General features: G+C 28.5%; 11 protein-coding genes. 6 read left to right on the plus strand and 5 right to left on the minus strand.

Going from position 1 to position 15,837, the window contains the following annotated elements; translation table 11 throughout:
- Positions 1-759 precede the first annotated feature (759 nt).
- The 4 genes from DS884_RS09085 to DS884_RS09100 all read right to left on the minus strand — a co-directional run bounded on the left by DS884_RS09085 (position 760) and on the right by DS884_RS09100 (position 7,329).
- The gene (locus DS884_RS09085; RefSeq protein ID WP_113786548.1) at positions 760-3,480 is read right to left on the minus strand and encodes a CHAT domain-containing protein; all 2,721 of its coding nucleotides are present in this window, start codon (positions 3,478-3,480) and stop codon (positions 760-762) included.
- The gene (locus tag DS884_RS09090) at positions 3,470-3,994 is read right to left on the minus strand and encodes a hypothetical protein (RefSeq protein ID WP_113786549.1); all 525 of its coding nucleotides are present in this window, start codon (positions 3,992-3,994) and stop codon (positions 3,470-3,472) included. The genes DS884_RS09085 and DS884_RS09090 overlap by 11 nt, the downstream gene beginning before the upstream one ends.
- Before the next feature lie 137 nt (positions 3,995-4,131).
- Positions 4,132-6,852 (minus strand): CHAT domain-containing protein, encoded by a 2,721-nt coding sequence (locus tag DS884_RS09095; protein WP_113786550.1) that lies wholly within the window; start codon positions 6,850-6,852, stop codon positions 4,132-4,134.
- A gap of 9 nt (positions 6,853-6,861) precedes the next feature.
- Entirely contained in the window at positions 6,862-7,329 is a 468-nt protein-coding gene (locus DS884_RS09100; protein ID WP_113786551.1) for a hypothetical protein, read from the minus strand.
- Between the two features lie 102 nt (positions 7,330-7,431).
- On the opposite strand from DS884_RS09100, the gene DS884_RS09105 reads away from it, so the two are divergent.
- Together DS884_RS09105 and DS884_RS09110 are read left to right on the plus strand one after the other, a co-directional pair.
- Positions 7,432-7,992 (plus strand): RNA polymerase sigma factor, encoded by a 561-nt coding sequence (locus tag DS884_RS09105; RefSeq protein WP_113786552.1) that lies wholly within the window; start codon positions 7,432-7,434, stop codon positions 7,990-7,992.
- The gene (locus DS884_RS09110) at positions 7,989-8,792 is read left to right on the plus strand and encodes a tetratricopeptide repeat protein (protein WP_113786553.1); all 804 of its coding nucleotides are present in this window, start codon (positions 7,989-7,991) and stop codon (positions 8,790-8,792) included. The genes DS884_RS09105 and DS884_RS09110 overlap by 4 nt, the downstream gene beginning before the upstream one ends.
- A 303-nt stretch (positions 8,793-9,095) precedes the next feature.
- Here the strand turns inward: DS884_RS09110 and uvrA are convergent, their stop codons facing one another.
- Positions 9,096-11,921 (minus strand): excinuclease ABC subunit UvrA, encoded by a 2,826-nt coding sequence (uvrA, locus tag DS884_RS09115; RefSeq protein ID WP_113786554.1) that lies wholly within the window; start codon positions 11,919-11,921, stop codon positions 9,096-9,098.
- A 106-nt stretch (positions 11,922-12,027) separates the two neighbouring features.
- Here uvrA and DS884_RS09120 point away from each other — a divergent pair, with 106 nt between their 5' ends.
- From DS884_RS09120 to DS884_RS09135, 4 genes are all read left to right on the plus strand, one after another.
- The gene (locus tag DS884_RS09120; protein ID WP_176974334.1) at positions 12,028-12,255 is read left to right on the plus strand and encodes a PspC domain-containing protein; all 228 of its coding nucleotides are present in this window, start codon (positions 12,028-12,030) and stop codon (positions 12,253-12,255) included.
- A complete protein-coding gene (locus DS884_RS09125) occupies positions 12,255-13,256 on the plus strand; it encodes a potassium channel family protein (RefSeq protein ID WP_093869059.1) in 1,002 nt (333 codons plus the stop codon). The genes DS884_RS09120 and DS884_RS09125 overlap by 1 nt, the downstream gene beginning before the upstream one ends.
- Positions 13,256-14,155: an SDR family oxidoreductase gene (locus tag DS884_RS09130; RefSeq protein ID WP_113786555.1), complete on the plus strand. Its 900-nt coding sequence runs from the start codon at positions 13,256-13,258 to the stop codon at positions 14,153-14,155. The genes DS884_RS09125 and DS884_RS09130 overlap by 1 nt, the downstream gene beginning before the upstream one ends.
- 94 nt (positions 14,156-14,249) lie before the next feature.
- The gene (locus DS884_RS09135) at positions 14,250-15,830 is read left to right on the plus strand and encodes an alanine/glycine:cation symporter family protein (protein WP_093869057.1); all 1,581 of its coding nucleotides are present in this window, start codon (positions 14,250-14,252) and stop codon (positions 15,828-15,830) included.
- The last annotated feature ends 7 nt before the right edge of the window (positions 15,831-15,837 follow it).

Genomic DNA, 15,837 nt, shown 5'->3' on the forward strand with positions numbered 1-15,837 from the left:
TTTCTTTTAGCAATTTTCCCCCGACAGATTAATAATATCAACTTTTCTTTTTCATTTAAGTTGATATACTTGTTTTCATTTATTCTTTTAAGCAATTTTCCCCCGATAGATACATTTAATCAACTCTTCTTTTTCATTTAAGCTGATATATTTGTTTTCATTTTTTCTTTTAGCAATTTTCCCCCGATAGATTAATTAAATCAACTATTCTTTTTCATTTAAGCTGATATACTTGTTTTCATTTTTTTTTAGCAATTTTCCCCCGACAGATTAATTAGATCAACTCTTCTTTTTCATTTAAGCTGATATACTTGTTTTCATTTTTTTCTTTTAAGCAATTTTCCCCCGATAGATTAATTAAATCAACTATTCTTTTTCATTTAAGCTGATGTACTTGTTTTCATTTTTTCTTTTAAGCAATTTTCCCCCGACTGTTTTAATTTTTTTTTCTCATAGATTTTGATTTTAGTGTGTTTCTTTTTTGTAATCCTTTTTCATTAGTATTTTTAGTATTTGAAAAGAGGTAGTCAATTTTTACTGTTTAATGAGAACAAAATATTAACGGACTACCTTCAGATTCAAATAATGATGGTTTTAATTTTTTAAATCAATTGATTCGTATAAAGATTGGCCGGTCTATAACGTTATTAAATAAGTTCAATTCTTTAAAAAGAAATGAGATTTTATTTAATAAACTTTGCTCAAATTGGTTTAAAGTATTTTTCAAAATATAGATCATTTTCTATAGTGTTCAATACTTTAATTTATGTTACCCTTTTTTTTGAAAAAAATAAAAATGATAAATAAACCCAGTAAAATAGGAAGAATGTAGAGTAAGTAATTAGTAGTAAAAACAGGAGAAGTGCCTCCAATTAAAATAAAAGAAGCCCAGTAGTATGGAGATTGTTCTGATAAACTATGGTTTTTTAAATAGGTACGTTTCGCATTATTAAGCGCTTCAGATTTTGATTCTTTGTTTTTTAAATTGGAGTAAAACTCTTTCATGATGTATGAAGAGCTAGCGTCATTAATTTTCCACGTTGAAGAAACCACCGCATTGGCCCCAGAATGAAAGAAACCTCTAGCCAAGTTTAAAACACCTTCACCTTGTTTTAATTCTCCAATATTAGTCTCACAAGCACTTAAAACAACTAAGTCAGCGTTGTTTTTATAGGTGTATAGTTCATGTAACTTTAAATCATTAGTAAAAAACTGAATGCTAGGATTGTTAGATGCATTTGTATGTGTTGCTAAATGAATGATTTTAGCATTACTAGTTTTACGAACAAAATTCTCTTTTGTAGCATTACTGTTTGTAAAGCTATCTCCACCTATTAAATTAGAAATAACAGCAGCTTCTTTTTCTGTTTTTTCTAGGGATGATAATTCAGTGTTTTTAAAATTAACAGGAGCAAAAACAGCAATGTCTGTATTTGTTTTTCGATCTCTATTTTTATTAAACTCAGAAAAAGAGCTAGAGTAGCTATAACTTATATTACAATCGTTTACTAAATACTGTAAACCAGTGCTACTAGTATTAAAAGCTTCAAAAGGAATGTTTTCTAAAGAAACATCACTAATAATACTAATATTTTTATTTTTAATAAGATCTTTAATCTCTTTAGTTGGGAATAATTGGTTGTAAAGTGAATATGAGACCTTTTTAAAACGTGCTAGTTCTTGTTTTTGAGTAATTGGTTTTGAAATAAGTTTTTTGTATTCAGTAATCCCTAATAAAACGCTATCAATATTTTTTATTTTAAAACGAATATCCTTGTTGTTAGCAATTAGTAGTCCCAGCATTGATTGCTTGTTAGAATCTACATTACTAGTATTTAATGTATAGTAGAGTTTAATATCGTTTTTATGTAAGTTACTTTTTACTTGATTAAAAGAAATTTGTTGAATATCCTTGTTTTGATTACTAAATTGGGGATATATCTTTTGAATAGAGTCTTTAAAATTCTGGTAGCTTACTTTTAAGTCAAATAAAGAATCTTTTTTCTTTGAAGCTTTATAAGTGTTTGTTTCACTTTCTAATTGAAAAATATCTTTTTTAAATACGTTGTTTTTAATAGAAACTTCATCAGGAAGGTTGGTGAGTTTTATATTTTCATTAATGTTTAACGCTAACAAAAAAGCTTTATTTTTTTCCATTAACTCAAACATTAACTTAGAATCATTTAATAAATAAGCAGTATAAATACCTAAATTAAATGTTTCAGAAATTTCTTTTCTCCATAAATACTTGGTATTTGCTTCTGTACTATAACTAATGAGAATGTTTACTATTTTATTGGTAAGTTGGACATTATCAATAGCTTTTTGTAAATATTCTTTTTCTTGTGTAGAATTGTATAATTGTAAAAGAATCTCTGTTTTGGTTTTTAGAGAAAGAAGAACCGATCTTTTATTATAAGTGTTTAGTATTTGGTTTATTGTAAGTGAGTTAATTTGTCTGTTTTTAACATCTTCAAAGTTATAAAATATAGCTTTTTCAATATGAGAAAGAGCTTTATTGTAGTTGAATTTTCTTTTATGAAATGTTGCTAAATTTCTATACGTTTCGTTTAAATAGACTTTTTCTGTGAGGTCATATTTAATGCTTTTATTTAAAAAGTAAATACAGCTATCGTTTCTTGTATCTAAATATAACTCTCCTAAATTCATATAGGTATTCGCAATAGACCCTGAGTCTTTTTTAATTAATGCATTGTTTAATACTCTTAAGTAATAGTTTTTAGCTTTATTGATTTTTTTCTTAAATGAGTTAGAGTATAAGTTAGCCAAGGCAGTGAATAAGAAGTTTTTAGTTTTACTTCTGAATTTTATGTCCTTATTGTTTTTGATTAAACTATCTCCTTTTTTTAAATAAAAAAGCCCTAAATCGGTACTTTTTTGTGTATTTATTTTATAACAACAGTTTGAAAGTCTTACACACTGAACCAACACACTTCTTTTTGATCCGTATTTCTCTAATAAGGGAATACCTTTTAAAAAAAAGTCAATAGATTTATAATATTCTCCTTTTTTGTCATAACAATTTCCTATTTCACAATAAGATTGAGCCACCCTTTTTGGGTAATTATTTGAATTAATAGCTTTTGTAAAGTAAATTATAGCTTGTTGATATTGTTTTTTCTTGAGGTAAAATTTACCTATGTTGTATAAAGCATTGGTGTGTTTTTTATTGACTAATTTTAAGCTATCTAAAATAGACACTTCAATTTTACCATATTTTATAGCAAGGTTGTAGTTTTTGGTTTTTTTATTATGAAAAAAAGAAAAGTTATGGGCAATTTGAGCGTATTTCGCATCCTTTATTTTGACTGTAGAAAGTATGCTGTCGATTTTTTTTTCAGAAAAATCTATTTTACTACTTAAAGCTACAATTTCTTTATAACTATGTTGACTTATAGTCTTTTGATTGTAAAAGACTATAAGTATTAGTGTAATTAGTCTTAGGTGTTTATAAGTCATTTATTTTTAACTGAATAAAACCATTACCACCTTGATTATTATTACTGCCACAATTAGTGTTTGTAGAAACTGAAACTCCACAATCATTAAATATTTTATTGTACGCTGAAAAATTGATATAGTTGTGTGTACTTTTGCCATTAGGTTTTTCTTCATCATCATCGTCAGCAACAGCTTTATCATTTTCTTTAGGATCAAATATTCGAAACTTGATTACTTCGGCATAAGGATTAGATGGGCATGGAACAATACTTGAAATATTGTACCATAAACCCTTAACATTATTATTTTGTAGTGTTACTCGAATACACTCTCTTTTTTGTAATCTTTCAGCAAAAGAGGTTCCAGGAGTATAAACAACTAAAAGTTCAAATGTTCTTATAGGAATACTAACTTCACTATTTTTAATTAAGGATGTAGGGTTTTTAAATTGATTGTTTTCTGCAATAAAACTACATGTAATAAATGCAACTAAAAGAAGTAGCCCTTTGTAAATAAAAGTACTTTTTTTCATGATTAGAAAGATTTTGTTTTCTTAATTTGATGTTTAAGGGACATCAAATACTATCTATTCACAAATATAGTTTTTTTATACTTTAACTTTTTTGAAAGTTAATTTTGAAATAAAGGTTTAACACTCATTTAGTATTTTTATTTTCTTTTGAAATAGAAAAACAACAATAAACCAATTATTAAAACAATACCTACGTAATAAAAATAATGAGTAGTAAAAACAGGAGAAGTATCACCAATTAATACAAATGAAGCCCAATAATAAGGAGATTGTTCTGATAAACTATGTTTTTTTAGATAGGCGCGTTTGGCATTGTTAAGTGCTTCAGACTTTGATTGCTTGTCTTTTAAATTAATATAAAACTCTTTCATAATAAATGAAGAGCTAGCATCATTAATTTTCCATGTTGAGGAAACTACTGCATTAGCTCCAGAATGAAAGAAACCTCTAGCTAAGTTTAAAACACCTTCACCTTGTTTTAACTCTCCAATGTTAGTTTCACAGGCACTTAAAACAACTAAATCAGCATTGTTTTTATAGGTATATAGTTCATGTAATTTTAAATCATTAGTGAAAAACTGAATGCTAGGATTGTTAGTAGCAGTTGCATGTGTTGCTAAATGGATAATTTTAGCATTACTTGTTTTACGAACAAAATTATCTTTTGTAGCATTACTGTTTGTAAAACTATCTCCACCTACTAAATTAGTAATAAGAGTAGCTTCTTTTTCAGTGTTCTTCAAGGATGATAATTCAGTGTTTTTAAAATTAACAGGAGCGAAAACAGCAATGTCTGTATTTGTTTTTCTAACTCTATTTTTATTAAACTCAGAAAATGAGCTAGAGTAGCTATAACTTATATTACAATCGTTTACTAAATAGCGCAAGTCACTAGCGCTAGTATTAAACGCTTCAAAAGGAATGTTTTCTAAAGAAACATCACTAACAATACTAATATTTTTATTTTTAATAAGATCTTTAATCTTTTTAGTCGGTAATAATTGATTGTAGAGCGAATATGAAACCTTTTTAAAACGTGCTAACTCTTGTTTTTGTGTAAGAGGTTTTGAAATAAGTTTTTTGTATGCAGAAATCCCTAATAAAACACTATCAATATTTTTTATTTTAAAGTGAATATCTTTGTTTTTACTAATTAGTAAACCAATCATTGATTGCTTATCATCGTCAACGTTACTAGCATTTAATGTATAGTAGAGTTTAATATCGTTTTTATGTAAGTTACTTTTAACCTGATTAAAAGAAACTTGTTTAATGTTGTTATTTTGATTACTAAACTGAGGGTATATTTTTTGAATAGAATCTTTAAAATTTTGGTAGCTTACTTTTAAGTCAAATAAAGAATCTTTTTTCTTTGAAGCTTTATGTATTTCTGTTTCACTTTCTAATTGAAAAATATTTTTTTTAAACAAATTATTTTTTCTTGAAACTTCATCCGGTAAATTGGTGAGTTTTATATTCTCATTAATATTTAATGCTAATAAAAAAGCTTTATTTTTTTCCATTAACTCAAACATTAATTTTGAATCGTTTAATAAATAAGCAGTATAAATACCTAAATTGAAAGTTTCAGAAATTTCTTTTCTCCATAAATACTTGGTGTTAGCTTCAGTACTAAAGTTAATCAGAATGTTTGCTATTTTATTGGTAAGTTCAACATTGTTTATAGCTTTTTGTAAGTAGCTTTTCTTTTTGTCTCTTTGAAAAAGTTTTATAAAAATTGTTGTTTTAGCTTTTAAAGCTAAAATAATTGATTTCTTATCTCTTGTATTTAAAACTTCATAAAAACTAAGGTTATTAATTTGGTTACTTTTTGTAGTTTTAAAACTGTGGTTTAAAGAAAGATTTACATTTTTTAAGGCTCTGTCTAATTGATGTTTTGATAAGAAATAGTTACTAATATTTCTATACGTTTCATAACTCTCAGTTTTATCTTTAAGATCATACTTTAGACTTTGATTAAAGAAGTAAAGACAACTGTCGTTTTTTTTATTCAAATATAGTTCTCCAAGGTTTAAATAAGAATTTGCAATTATTGTTTTGTTATCATTAATAGTTGCTCTTTTTAAATTTCTTAAGTAATGATGTTTAGCTTTTTCATAATTATATTGATGTTTTAAAGAGTATAGATTAGCAAATCCAACATTAAGAGCATAAAAAGAGTTGTTGGAGATTTTTAGGTTAGGGTTGTTACGAATAATACTGTCCCCTTTTTTAAGAAATGAGATTCCTAAAGAAACACTCTTTCCAGTATTTATTTTATTACAACTTAATGAAAGGTTATTATAGTTAGAGATTAAACTTCTTTTAGAATTACATTTTTCTAATAAAGGTATACCTTTTAAATAATAATCAATGGATTTATAATATTCACCTTTAAAAAAAAACATTTTTCCTGTCCAACAATATGATTGAGCAACTTTAAGGGGAAAGGCATTTGAATCTACTGCCCTTAAAAAAAATGTGATTGCTTTGTTATAGTCGTTTTTTAAAAAATGAAATTTACCTAAATTATATAAAGCATTAGTGTATTGACGATTGTTTTTTCTTAAGTTTTCAAAAGTCTCTACTTCTAAATTTCCATACTTTATAGCTAAATCATAATTCTGTTTCTTTTTATAATAATAAAAAGAAAAACCATGTGCCGCTTCTGCATATAAAGTATCTTTCTTTCGAATAGAAGTTAATATACTATCTACCTTTTTCTCATTTAAAACTAACTTGTTTTTTTTAATTAAAGTTAAGATTTCTTTATAGCTGTATTGTGCATTAAGCTTGCTTATACCAAAGAAAGTTAAAAGGTAAAAAAAAAAAGGTAAAATAGTATATTTAAATTTCATAAGACTTAATTATTGACCGCCTGGAGATTGAAAACCAGATGGGCCATTAGAGTTTAAATCATTACAGCTTAAATATTTTGAAGCTGTTATAATTCCACAGTTACTTGCTGCTATGTTTAAGGAGAAATCAGTAACAGGAGTTGCTTGTAGTATTTCTTGATCCTCTGCATTATCAGAATCTGTTACTCCCTTAGTTCTATCGTCAATATAAATATATAAAATTTCAGCATTAGGGTTGTTAGTGCATTGGTTGTAGGAGATTAAATTAGCTCTACTAATATTACTAATAAAGCAATTTCTTAGCATACTACGTTGTTGAGCGTTAATATTGGAAGGATATACAACTAAAACGTTAATATAATTACCAAATTTGTTTTCAGATGATTTTAAGTTTGATTCGTTCTTTGGAATAAAACTTAGCATAATAAAAGCGATACAAATAATACCACTAAAATAAATAAAATTACTTTTTTTCATGATTATAAATATTTTGTTTTCTTAACTTGATGTTTATGAAAACATCAAATGTTACCCAAGGGCAAATATAATTTTTTTATTTTTGTCAGATAACTAGTTAAAATGGAAGGAAAGTTTTTTTTAGAAGCTATAGAAAATAATGATTCAAGTGTTATAAAAACAATTTATAAACAGAGTTTTTATGGCATAAAGCAATTTGTTCTTCAAAACAAAGGAAATAGTGAAGATGCTGAGGATGTTTTTCAAAAAGCTTTACTACAAATAGCGGTTAGATTAAAAAAAGAAAAATTTGAAATAAAGTCGAGTTTTGAAGGCTTTCTGTATACTGTTTGTAGAAATTTATGGCGTAGAGAGTTAAATAAAAGAAAAAATAGGGTAACAAATAATGAGGTTGTTGAACAGGTAAGTGAAGAGAGGGATACTGCCTTGTCGTATTTAGAAATTAAAAAACAAGAATTGTTTGTAGAAAAATTAGGAATGTTGTCTGAAAACTGTAGAAATATTTTAAATCTTTTTTTTGCTAAAGTGCCCTATGCGGAAATTTTAGCAACTACTGAATATAACTCTGAAACGGTCATACGACAACGTGTTTTTAAGTGTAAAAAGAAACTTACAGAACTTATTAGAGGAGATGTGAGGTATATGAAATTAAAAGTGGTATGATGATGGAAGAAGATATATTAATTGAACGTTATTTTAAAGGCGAACTTTCAGAAATAGAAACAAAGGCTTTTGAGGATAGGCTAAAAACTGACGAAGATTTTAAAATTAAAGTAGATTTTGAAAAAGAGTTGTTTGATTCTTATAATGAAGATTCGTGGAATTTTTCAATAGATGAGAACGATGAGGTTGATGAAATAGAAGCTTTTTTTAAAGGTACTGAAGCTAAGAGTTTCGAAAAAACAATTAAAGAAGGAAGTGATGCTTTTAAAAACAATAAAAAAGGAAAAATAAGACCATTATTCTTTATTTCAGTAGCAGCAAGTATTGCCTTATTAGTAGGAGTATTTAGGTTTTTTAATACTGGAAGTCCGAACAGTAATTATGGTGACTTGTATAATGAGTATGTAATGCAGACAACGCTTCCTACTTTTGTGAATAGAGGTGATAATGATACAGAAGTTAATTTAATTGAAGCTGAAAAGAGTTTTAAAAACAAAGACTATAAAAAAGCATTGGTGATTTTTGGTAAGAGCTTATTACAAGATAAAAATAATAGTGCTGTTTATATGTATAAAGCAATATCATATATAGAGTTAAAAGATTATATAAGTGCGGAAAAAATACTTGACAGTTTAATAAATAGCGATTTAATTGATGCTCAAAAAGGATATTGGTTTAAATCACTTTCATTAGTAAAGCAGAACAAGTTATCTGAAGCTAAAGAGGTACTGCATCTTATTATTGACAAAGCCTATTACAATAAGGAAAAAGCTCAAGAGTTGTTAGAGCAATTGAATTAATATTAATTGTTTAAAGTCTGTAAGAGAAAACTAACTTTTTAAGTGGTCTGTAATTATAGAGAGATTACTTCATTTCATTCGTAATGACAGTTTTTATTTAGTCTTTGTTCGTGTCATTACGAGAAAGTTTACTTTCGAAGTAATCTGTTTAATTATAATGAGATTACTTCACTTCTTTCGTAATGATTGTTTATAGTTAGTTTTTGTTTACGTCATTACGAGAAAGTTTACTTTCGAAGTAATCTGTGAAATTATAATGAGATTACTTCACTTCGTTCATAATGACTGTTTTTTATTTTGACTTTATTTTTTTAGTTCTTTCTTTAAAAATTTAGCGGTATAACTCGTTTTATGTTTAGCTACTTTTTCTGGAGTTCCAGATACTAATATTTTTCCACCACCTTTTCCACCTTCCATACCAACATCAATAATATAGTCGGCAAGTTTTATTACGTCTAAATTGTGTTCAATAATTAAAACCGTATTCCCTTTGTTGGTTAGTTTATTGAGTACTTCCATTAAAACACGAATATCTTCAAAATGTAAACCGGTAGTAGGTTCATCTAAAATATAAAAAGTATTTCCAGTATCTCTTTTTGAAAGTTCAGAAGCTAGTTTTATACGTTGTGCTTCTCCACCGGATAAAGTTGTAGATCGTTGTCCTAAGGTAATGTAGCCTAAACCAACATCTTGAATAGTTTTTAATTTACGATGTATTTTCGGAATTAATTCAAAGAAATCAACTGCTTCATTAATTGTCATTTCTAATACATCAGAAATAGATTTTCCTTTGTACCTAATCTCCAAAGTTTCTCTATTAAAACGTTTTCCTTGGCAGGTTTCACATTCTACATGTACATCAGGTAAAAAGTTCATTTCAATAACACGAACACCTCCACCTTGACAAGTTTCACAACGACCTCCTTTTACATTAAAGCTAAATCGTCCAGGTTTGTATCCACGGATAGATGCTTCAGGTGTTTTAGCATATAAACTTCTAATTTCACCAAAAACCCCAGTATAAGTTGCAGGGTTTGAACGTGGTGTTCTACCTATCGGTGATTGATCAATATCAATTACTTTATCTACATTTTCTAACCCTTCAATTTTTTTATAAGGCATAGGTTTTTTTACACCTCTATAGATATGCGCATTTAAAATTGGGTATAATGTTTCATTAATTAAAGTAGATTTTCCACTACCTGAAACACCCGTAACACAAATCATTTTACCTAAAGGAAATTCAACAGAAACATTTTTTAAGTTATTTCCAGATGCTCCTGATAATTTTATGGTTTTTCCATTTCCTTCTCTTCTTTTAGTAGGAACTTCAATTATTTTTCTTTTAGATAAATAATCAGCAGTTAGGGTTTTGTGAGATTTTAAATCTTCAAAAGTACCTTGACTTACAACTTCTCCACCATGCCTTCCTGCTCCAGGACCAATATCAAATACAAAATCGGCATGTTTAATCATATCTTCATCATGTTCAACTACTAAAACAGAATTTCCAACATCACGAAGTTTAATTAGTGAATTAATTAATTTTTCATTATCACGTTGATGAAGTCCAATACTAGGTTCATCTAAAATATATAAAACACCAACCAATTGAGATCCTATTTGTGTAGCCAAACGAATACGTTGCGCTTCACCACCAGATAAAGATTTTGAGGTTCTATCTAAGGTTAAGTAATCTAAACCAACATCTAATAAAAATTGAATTCGAGTTCGGATTTCTTTTAAAATTTCAGAAGCAATTTTTAGTTGTTTTTCACTGAACTCACTTTCTATGTTTTTAAACCAATTAGCAAGTTCAGTAACATCCATTTGTGCTAAATCACTAATGTTTTTATTAACGATTTTAAAATGTAAGGCTTCTTTTTTTAATCGTTTTCCTTCACAAACGGAACAAGAAACTTCATCCATGAAACCTTTAGCCCATCTTTTAATAGAAGAACTCTCGGTATCCTTATATTGGTTTTCAATAAAAGCAATGATCCCTTCAAAGTCTATTTCATATTTTCTTGTAACACCAGCCGCTTTCGATTTAATGGTAAATGATTCCTTACCACCATTTAAAATAATGTCTTTTGCTTCTTTAGATATTTTATTAATTGGATCAGTTAGTTTAAATTGATAACGTTCAGCAATGGTTTGAAGTTGTTTAAAAATCCAACTGTTTTTTTGTTCTCCTAAAGGGATAATACCTCCGTTTTTAATGGAGATGCTATCATCTGGAATTATCTTTTGAAAATTAACTTCATTAGTTATTCCTAAGCCATTGCAATGATTGCATGCACCTTTTGGTGAGTTGAATGAAAATGTATTTGGCTCAGGATTTGGGTAAGCAATACCAGTTGTGGGGCACATTAGTTCCCTACTAAAATATCTAGGTTTATCATCGTCAATATCAATAACCATTAATATGTTATTACCAGTGTATAAAGCGGTTTTAATGGTTTCTTCTAAGCGTTTTTCAGCAGCGTTGCTAATGGGTAGTCTATCTATAACAACTTCTATATCGTGTGTTTTATAACGGTCAAGTTTCATTCCTTTCTCAATCTCACGAATTTCTCCATCAACTCGAACTTTAACAAAACCTTGTTTAGATATTTGTTCAAACAACTCACGGTAATGACCTTTTCTAGATTTAATTAATGGAGCAAGAACAGCAACTCGTTTTCCGTCGAAATCTTTTAAAATTAAGTTTTTTATTTGGTCGTCAGAATAACTAACCATTTTTTCTCCTGTGTTAAAAGAATAGGCATCAGCAGCACGTGAAAACAACAAACGTAAAAAGTCATAAATTTCTGTAATAGTACCAACTGTTGACCTAGGACTTTTATTAGTTGTTTTTTGTTCAATAGAAATAACAGGAGATAAACCATCTATTTTATCTACATCTGGACGTTCTAATCCACCTAAGAATTGGCGAGCATATGCAGAAAACGTTTCTATATATCTTCGTTGTCCTTCAGCATATATGGTATCAAAAGCTAATGATGATTTTCCACTTCCACTTAAACCAGTAATTACAACTAGTTTTTCTCGAGGAATTTTAACGTCAATGTTTTTTAAATTATGGGCTCTTGCTCCATAAACTTCGATATATTCTTGCTCTTTCAAAGTGAGTTATTTAAAGAAAAAAACAAATTTAAGCAATACTTATGTATTTTAGTTTACTAGATATAAACAAAATAGTATCTTGCAGTTAAAACAGAAAAATAGTATAATGAGAATAATCCATTCAACACGACATTTTTTTGAGAGAAACGGATTTTATGTGTCATCGCGTTTAGCGGATAGATTAGGTATGAGAGCTGTAAATGTTCGATTATTTTTTATTTATATTTCTTTTGTTACTATCGGTCTTTCTTTTGGCTTGTATTTAACTTTAGCGTTCTTGTTAAGGTTAAAAGATATGATTTACACTAAAAGAACTTCGGTTTTTGATTTATAATGAATACGATATTTCAATCACGTTTATATAAAGCTGTTTTATTCTCCATATTAATTTTATTAGTAGGAGTAGGAGGGTATTGTTTTTTGTTTGACTATTCTTTTGTGGATGGTTTATATATGACAATTATTACTATAACTACTATTGGTTTTGGAGAAGTACATCCGTTTGGAACTGGAGAAAAAATATTTACAATAGGGCTTATTTTATCTAGTTTGTTTATTTTCGGATATGCGGTATCTTCATTTTCAGAATATTTAATAAGTGGCCAGTTTTTTCATCAATTAAAAATTAAAAAAGTGCAAAAAAAAATAGAGAAGTTGAAAGGACATACTATTGTTTGTGGTTATGGCAGAAATGGACGTCAGGCTATAGCTAAATTAAAAAGTTATAAAAAAGATTTTGTAGTAGTTGAGCAAAATCAAACAATAATACAACGATTAGATAACGATGGTGTACTAAATATTGAAGGAGATGCAACAACTGATGAAACTTTGATAAAAGCAGGAATTTTAAATGCTAGTAATTTAATAACAGCTTTACCTTCTGATGCCGATAATTTATTTGTAGTACTTACTGCTAAACAATTAAATAGAAAGTGTAAAATAATAAGTAGAGCTTCTAAAGAAACTTCGTATAGTAAATTAAAAATAGCAGGTGCTGATAATGTTATAATGCCAGATAAGTTAGGGGGTGCCCATATGGCTTCATTGGTAGTAACACCAGATGTGATAGAGTTTGTAGATCGTTTAACTATTGAAGGTGATACGACAGCTAATTTGGAAGAGATAGCAATTAATAATTTGCCACAAGAATATATTGATAAAACTATTTTAGATTTAGATTTAAGAAAGCAAACAGGTTGTACTGTTATAGGATATAGAACTTCTGAAAAAGAATATATTATTAATCCTGATGCTTCAGTAACACTAAAAGCGGGTGCTAACTTAATTGTTTTAGGAAGACCAGAGCAAATAACAAAATTAAGAGAGTTGTTTTAATGAAAAGAGTTGTGATAACTGGAAGTAATGGTTTACTTGGTCAAAGTTTGGTTAGTTTACTATTAAATGAAAAAGATAAATATAAGGTAATAGGTTTTTCTAGAGGGGATAATAGGAGTGGGAGAAATGATTTTGAATATGTTTCGATTGATATAACAGATGAAATGTTATTGAAAGAAAAACTGAAAACCTATACTCCTGATGTTATTATTAATACTGCAGCAATGACAAATGTTGATGCTTGCGAAGATAATAAAGAAGAATGCGATAAACTTAATGTAGATGTAGTTCATTTTCTTAAAGAATATGCTGAAAAAACGAATGCTCATCTGATTCATTTATCAACAGATTTTATTTTTGATGGTGAAAAAGGATATTATAAAGAAACTGACGACCCAAATCCTTTAAGTTATTATGGAATGTCAAAGCTTAAGTCTGAAGAATTGTTAACTTCTTCATCAGTACATTACACAATTTTACGTACAATTTTGGTGTATGGAAAGGTGTTCGATATGTCTAGAAGTAATATTGTGCTATGGGTTAAAAAATCTTTAGAAGAAGGGAAGGAAGTTACTATAGTTAATGATCAATATAGAATGCCAACCTATGTTGAATCTTTGGCGTTGGCTTGCAAGTTAGTTATTGATAAAAAAGTAAAAGGAGTATTTAATGTGTCTTCCAAAAAACTATTAAGCATATATGAAATAGCTATGGAGATTGCTGAGGTGTTTGATTTAAACAAAAACTTGATTAAGCCTATTTCAACTCAAAGTTTAAATCAAAAAGCATCAAGACCAGCTAAAACAGGCTTTGATTTAAGTAAGAGTATTGAGCAATTAAACTTTGTACCAGAAAATTTTAAACAAGATTTACAAAACTTTAAAGAAAAATTAACTTAAAAACTACATTTAACGCATAAAAGTTGGCAAAACTTCAATTTTTTAAGATATTGCAATCCACTAATTCAAAAAAAACTAACTTATAATTTATATTATGAAGAAAAAACTTCTAGCATTATTAATGTTAATAATGCCAATGTTAACTTTTGCACAAGAGAAAGGACTAGCAGAAAAGATAAATGAAGGTTTTAAACCTGTTGCAGATGCTTGGGGAAGCATTGTTTTTTATCCAGTAAAACTAGGTGGAGGAGTTGAAATGCCTTTGGTTATTATTATGTTACTTTCTGCGGGTTTAATTTTTACGATTATATTCAAGTTTGTAAATATTCGATTATTTCCTACATCAATTAATATAGTAAGAGGGAAGTATGATGATGTTGATCACGCTACTTCTGGTGTTATGGCAGGAGACCCAACTCCAGGAGGTGATGCTATTGAAACTATTAGAGTTGAAGGCAATGAAGGTGAGGTAACCCATTTTCAAGCGTTAACAGCTGCTTTGTCAGGAACTGTTGGTTTAGGTAATATTGCAGGGGTTGCAGTAGCTTTATCATTAGGAGGTCCTGGAGCTACTTTTTGGATGATTGTTGCTGGTTTATTAGGAATGTCGTCAAAGTTTGTAGAGTGTACTTTAGGTGTTAAGTACCGTGATGTAGGTGAAGATGGAACTATTTATGGAGGACCAATGTATTACCTTAAGAAAGGTTTAGCTGATGTTGGTAAAAGTGGATTAGGTAAAGTGTTAGCTGTGGTATTTGCAGTTATGGTTGTTGGTGGTTCGTTTGGTGGTGGAAATATGTTCCAGGCTAATCAAGCAGCTCAACAATTTGGAAGTATGATTGGATCTAACGATTTATCTACAGCCTTAATTTTTGGTATTATTATGGCAGTTTTAGTAGCTGTAGTAATTATCGGAGGAATTAAAAGAATTGGAAATATTACTGAGAAGATTGTACCTTTTATGGTAGGAATATATTTTTTAGCAGCAGTTATAATTTTAGTTGCTAATTTTTCTAAAATAGGAGATGCTTTCGGTCAAATTTTTGATGGAGCATTTAATGCTAAAGGTATTTCAGGTGGTTTACTTGGAGTGCTAATTATTGGTTTTCAAAGAGCTGCATTTTCAAATGAAGCTGGAGTAGGTTCAGCTGCGATTGCACATTCAGCAGTAAAAACAAAATATCCTGCATCTGAAGGGTTGGTTGCTTTATTAGAGCCTTTTATTGATACTGTGGTGGTTTGTACAATGACAGCATTAGTAATTATTATTACAAACGGAAATGGTGATATAATGACATATGGAGTAAAATCACCTGATGGAGTTTTAGCTACTTCTAAGGCCTTTGCTTCTGTATTACCATGGTTTCCTTATATTTTAACAATAGCAGTTGTGTTATTTGCTTTTTCAACTATGTTGTCTTGGTCATACTATGGGTTACAAGGATGGATGTTCTTATTTGGTCGTTCAAAAGCGTCTGATTATGCATATAAAATCTTATTTTGTTTATTTGTAATAATAGGTTCAGCTGCAAGTTTAGGTGCTGTTACTGATTTTTCTGATGCAATGATATTTGCAATGGCAGTTCCAAATGTCATAGGGTTATGCTTCTTGTTCCCTAAAGTTCGTGAAGAGTTATCTAAGTATTTGAAAGCTATCGGAGTTATGAAAGCTTAAAATATTC

Origin of the sequence: Tenacibaculum sp. E3R01 (assembly GCF_003318185.1) — a bacterium.
In the GTDB taxonomy this organism is placed as follows: Bacteria; Bacteroidota; Bacteroidia; order Flavobacteriales; family Flavobacteriaceae; genus Polaribacter; species Polaribacter halocynthiae.

What these genes read in the sequence shown, in the direction of transcription:
- DS884_RS09085 (WP_113786548.1), bottom strand. Translation starts at nt 3,480, where the DNA reads ATGACTTATAAACACCTAAGACTAATTACACTAATACTTATAGTCTTT.
- DS884_RS09090 (WP_113786549.1), bottom strand. Translation starts at nt 3,994, where the DNA reads ATGAAAAAAAGTACTTTTATTTACAAAGGGCTACTTCTTTTAGTTGCA.
- DS884_RS09095 (WP_113786550.1), bottom strand. Translation starts at nt 6,852, where the DNA reads ATGAAATTTAAATATACTATTTTACCTTTTTTTTTTTACCTTTTAACT.
- DS884_RS09100 (WP_113786551.1), bottom strand. Translation starts at nt 7,329, where the DNA reads ATGAAAAAAAGTAATTTTATTTATTTTAGTGGTATTATTTGTATCGCT.
- DS884_RS09105 (WP_113786552.1), top strand. Translation starts at nt 7,432, where the DNA reads ATGGAAGGAAAGTTTTTTTTAGAAGCTATAGAAAATAATGATTCAAGT.
- DS884_RS09110 (WP_113786553.1), top strand. Translation starts at nt 7,989, where the DNA reads ATGATGATGGAAGAAGATATATTAATTGAACGTTATTTTAAAGGCGAA.
- DS884_RS09120 (WP_176974334.1), top strand. Translation starts at nt 12,028, where the DNA reads ATGAGAATAATCCATTCAACACGACATTTTTTTGAGAGAAACGGATTT.
- DS884_RS09125 (WP_093869059.1), top strand. Translation starts at nt 12,255, where the DNA reads ATGAATACGATATTTCAATCACGTTTATATAAAGCTGTTTTATTCTCC.
- DS884_RS09130 (WP_113786555.1), top strand. Translation starts at nt 13,256, where the DNA reads ATGAAAAGAGTTGTGATAACTGGAAGTAATGGTTTACTTGGTCAAAGT.
- DS884_RS09135 (WP_093869057.1), top strand. Translation starts at nt 14,250, where the DNA reads ATGAAGAAAAAACTTCTAGCATTATTAATGTTAATAATGCCAATGTTA.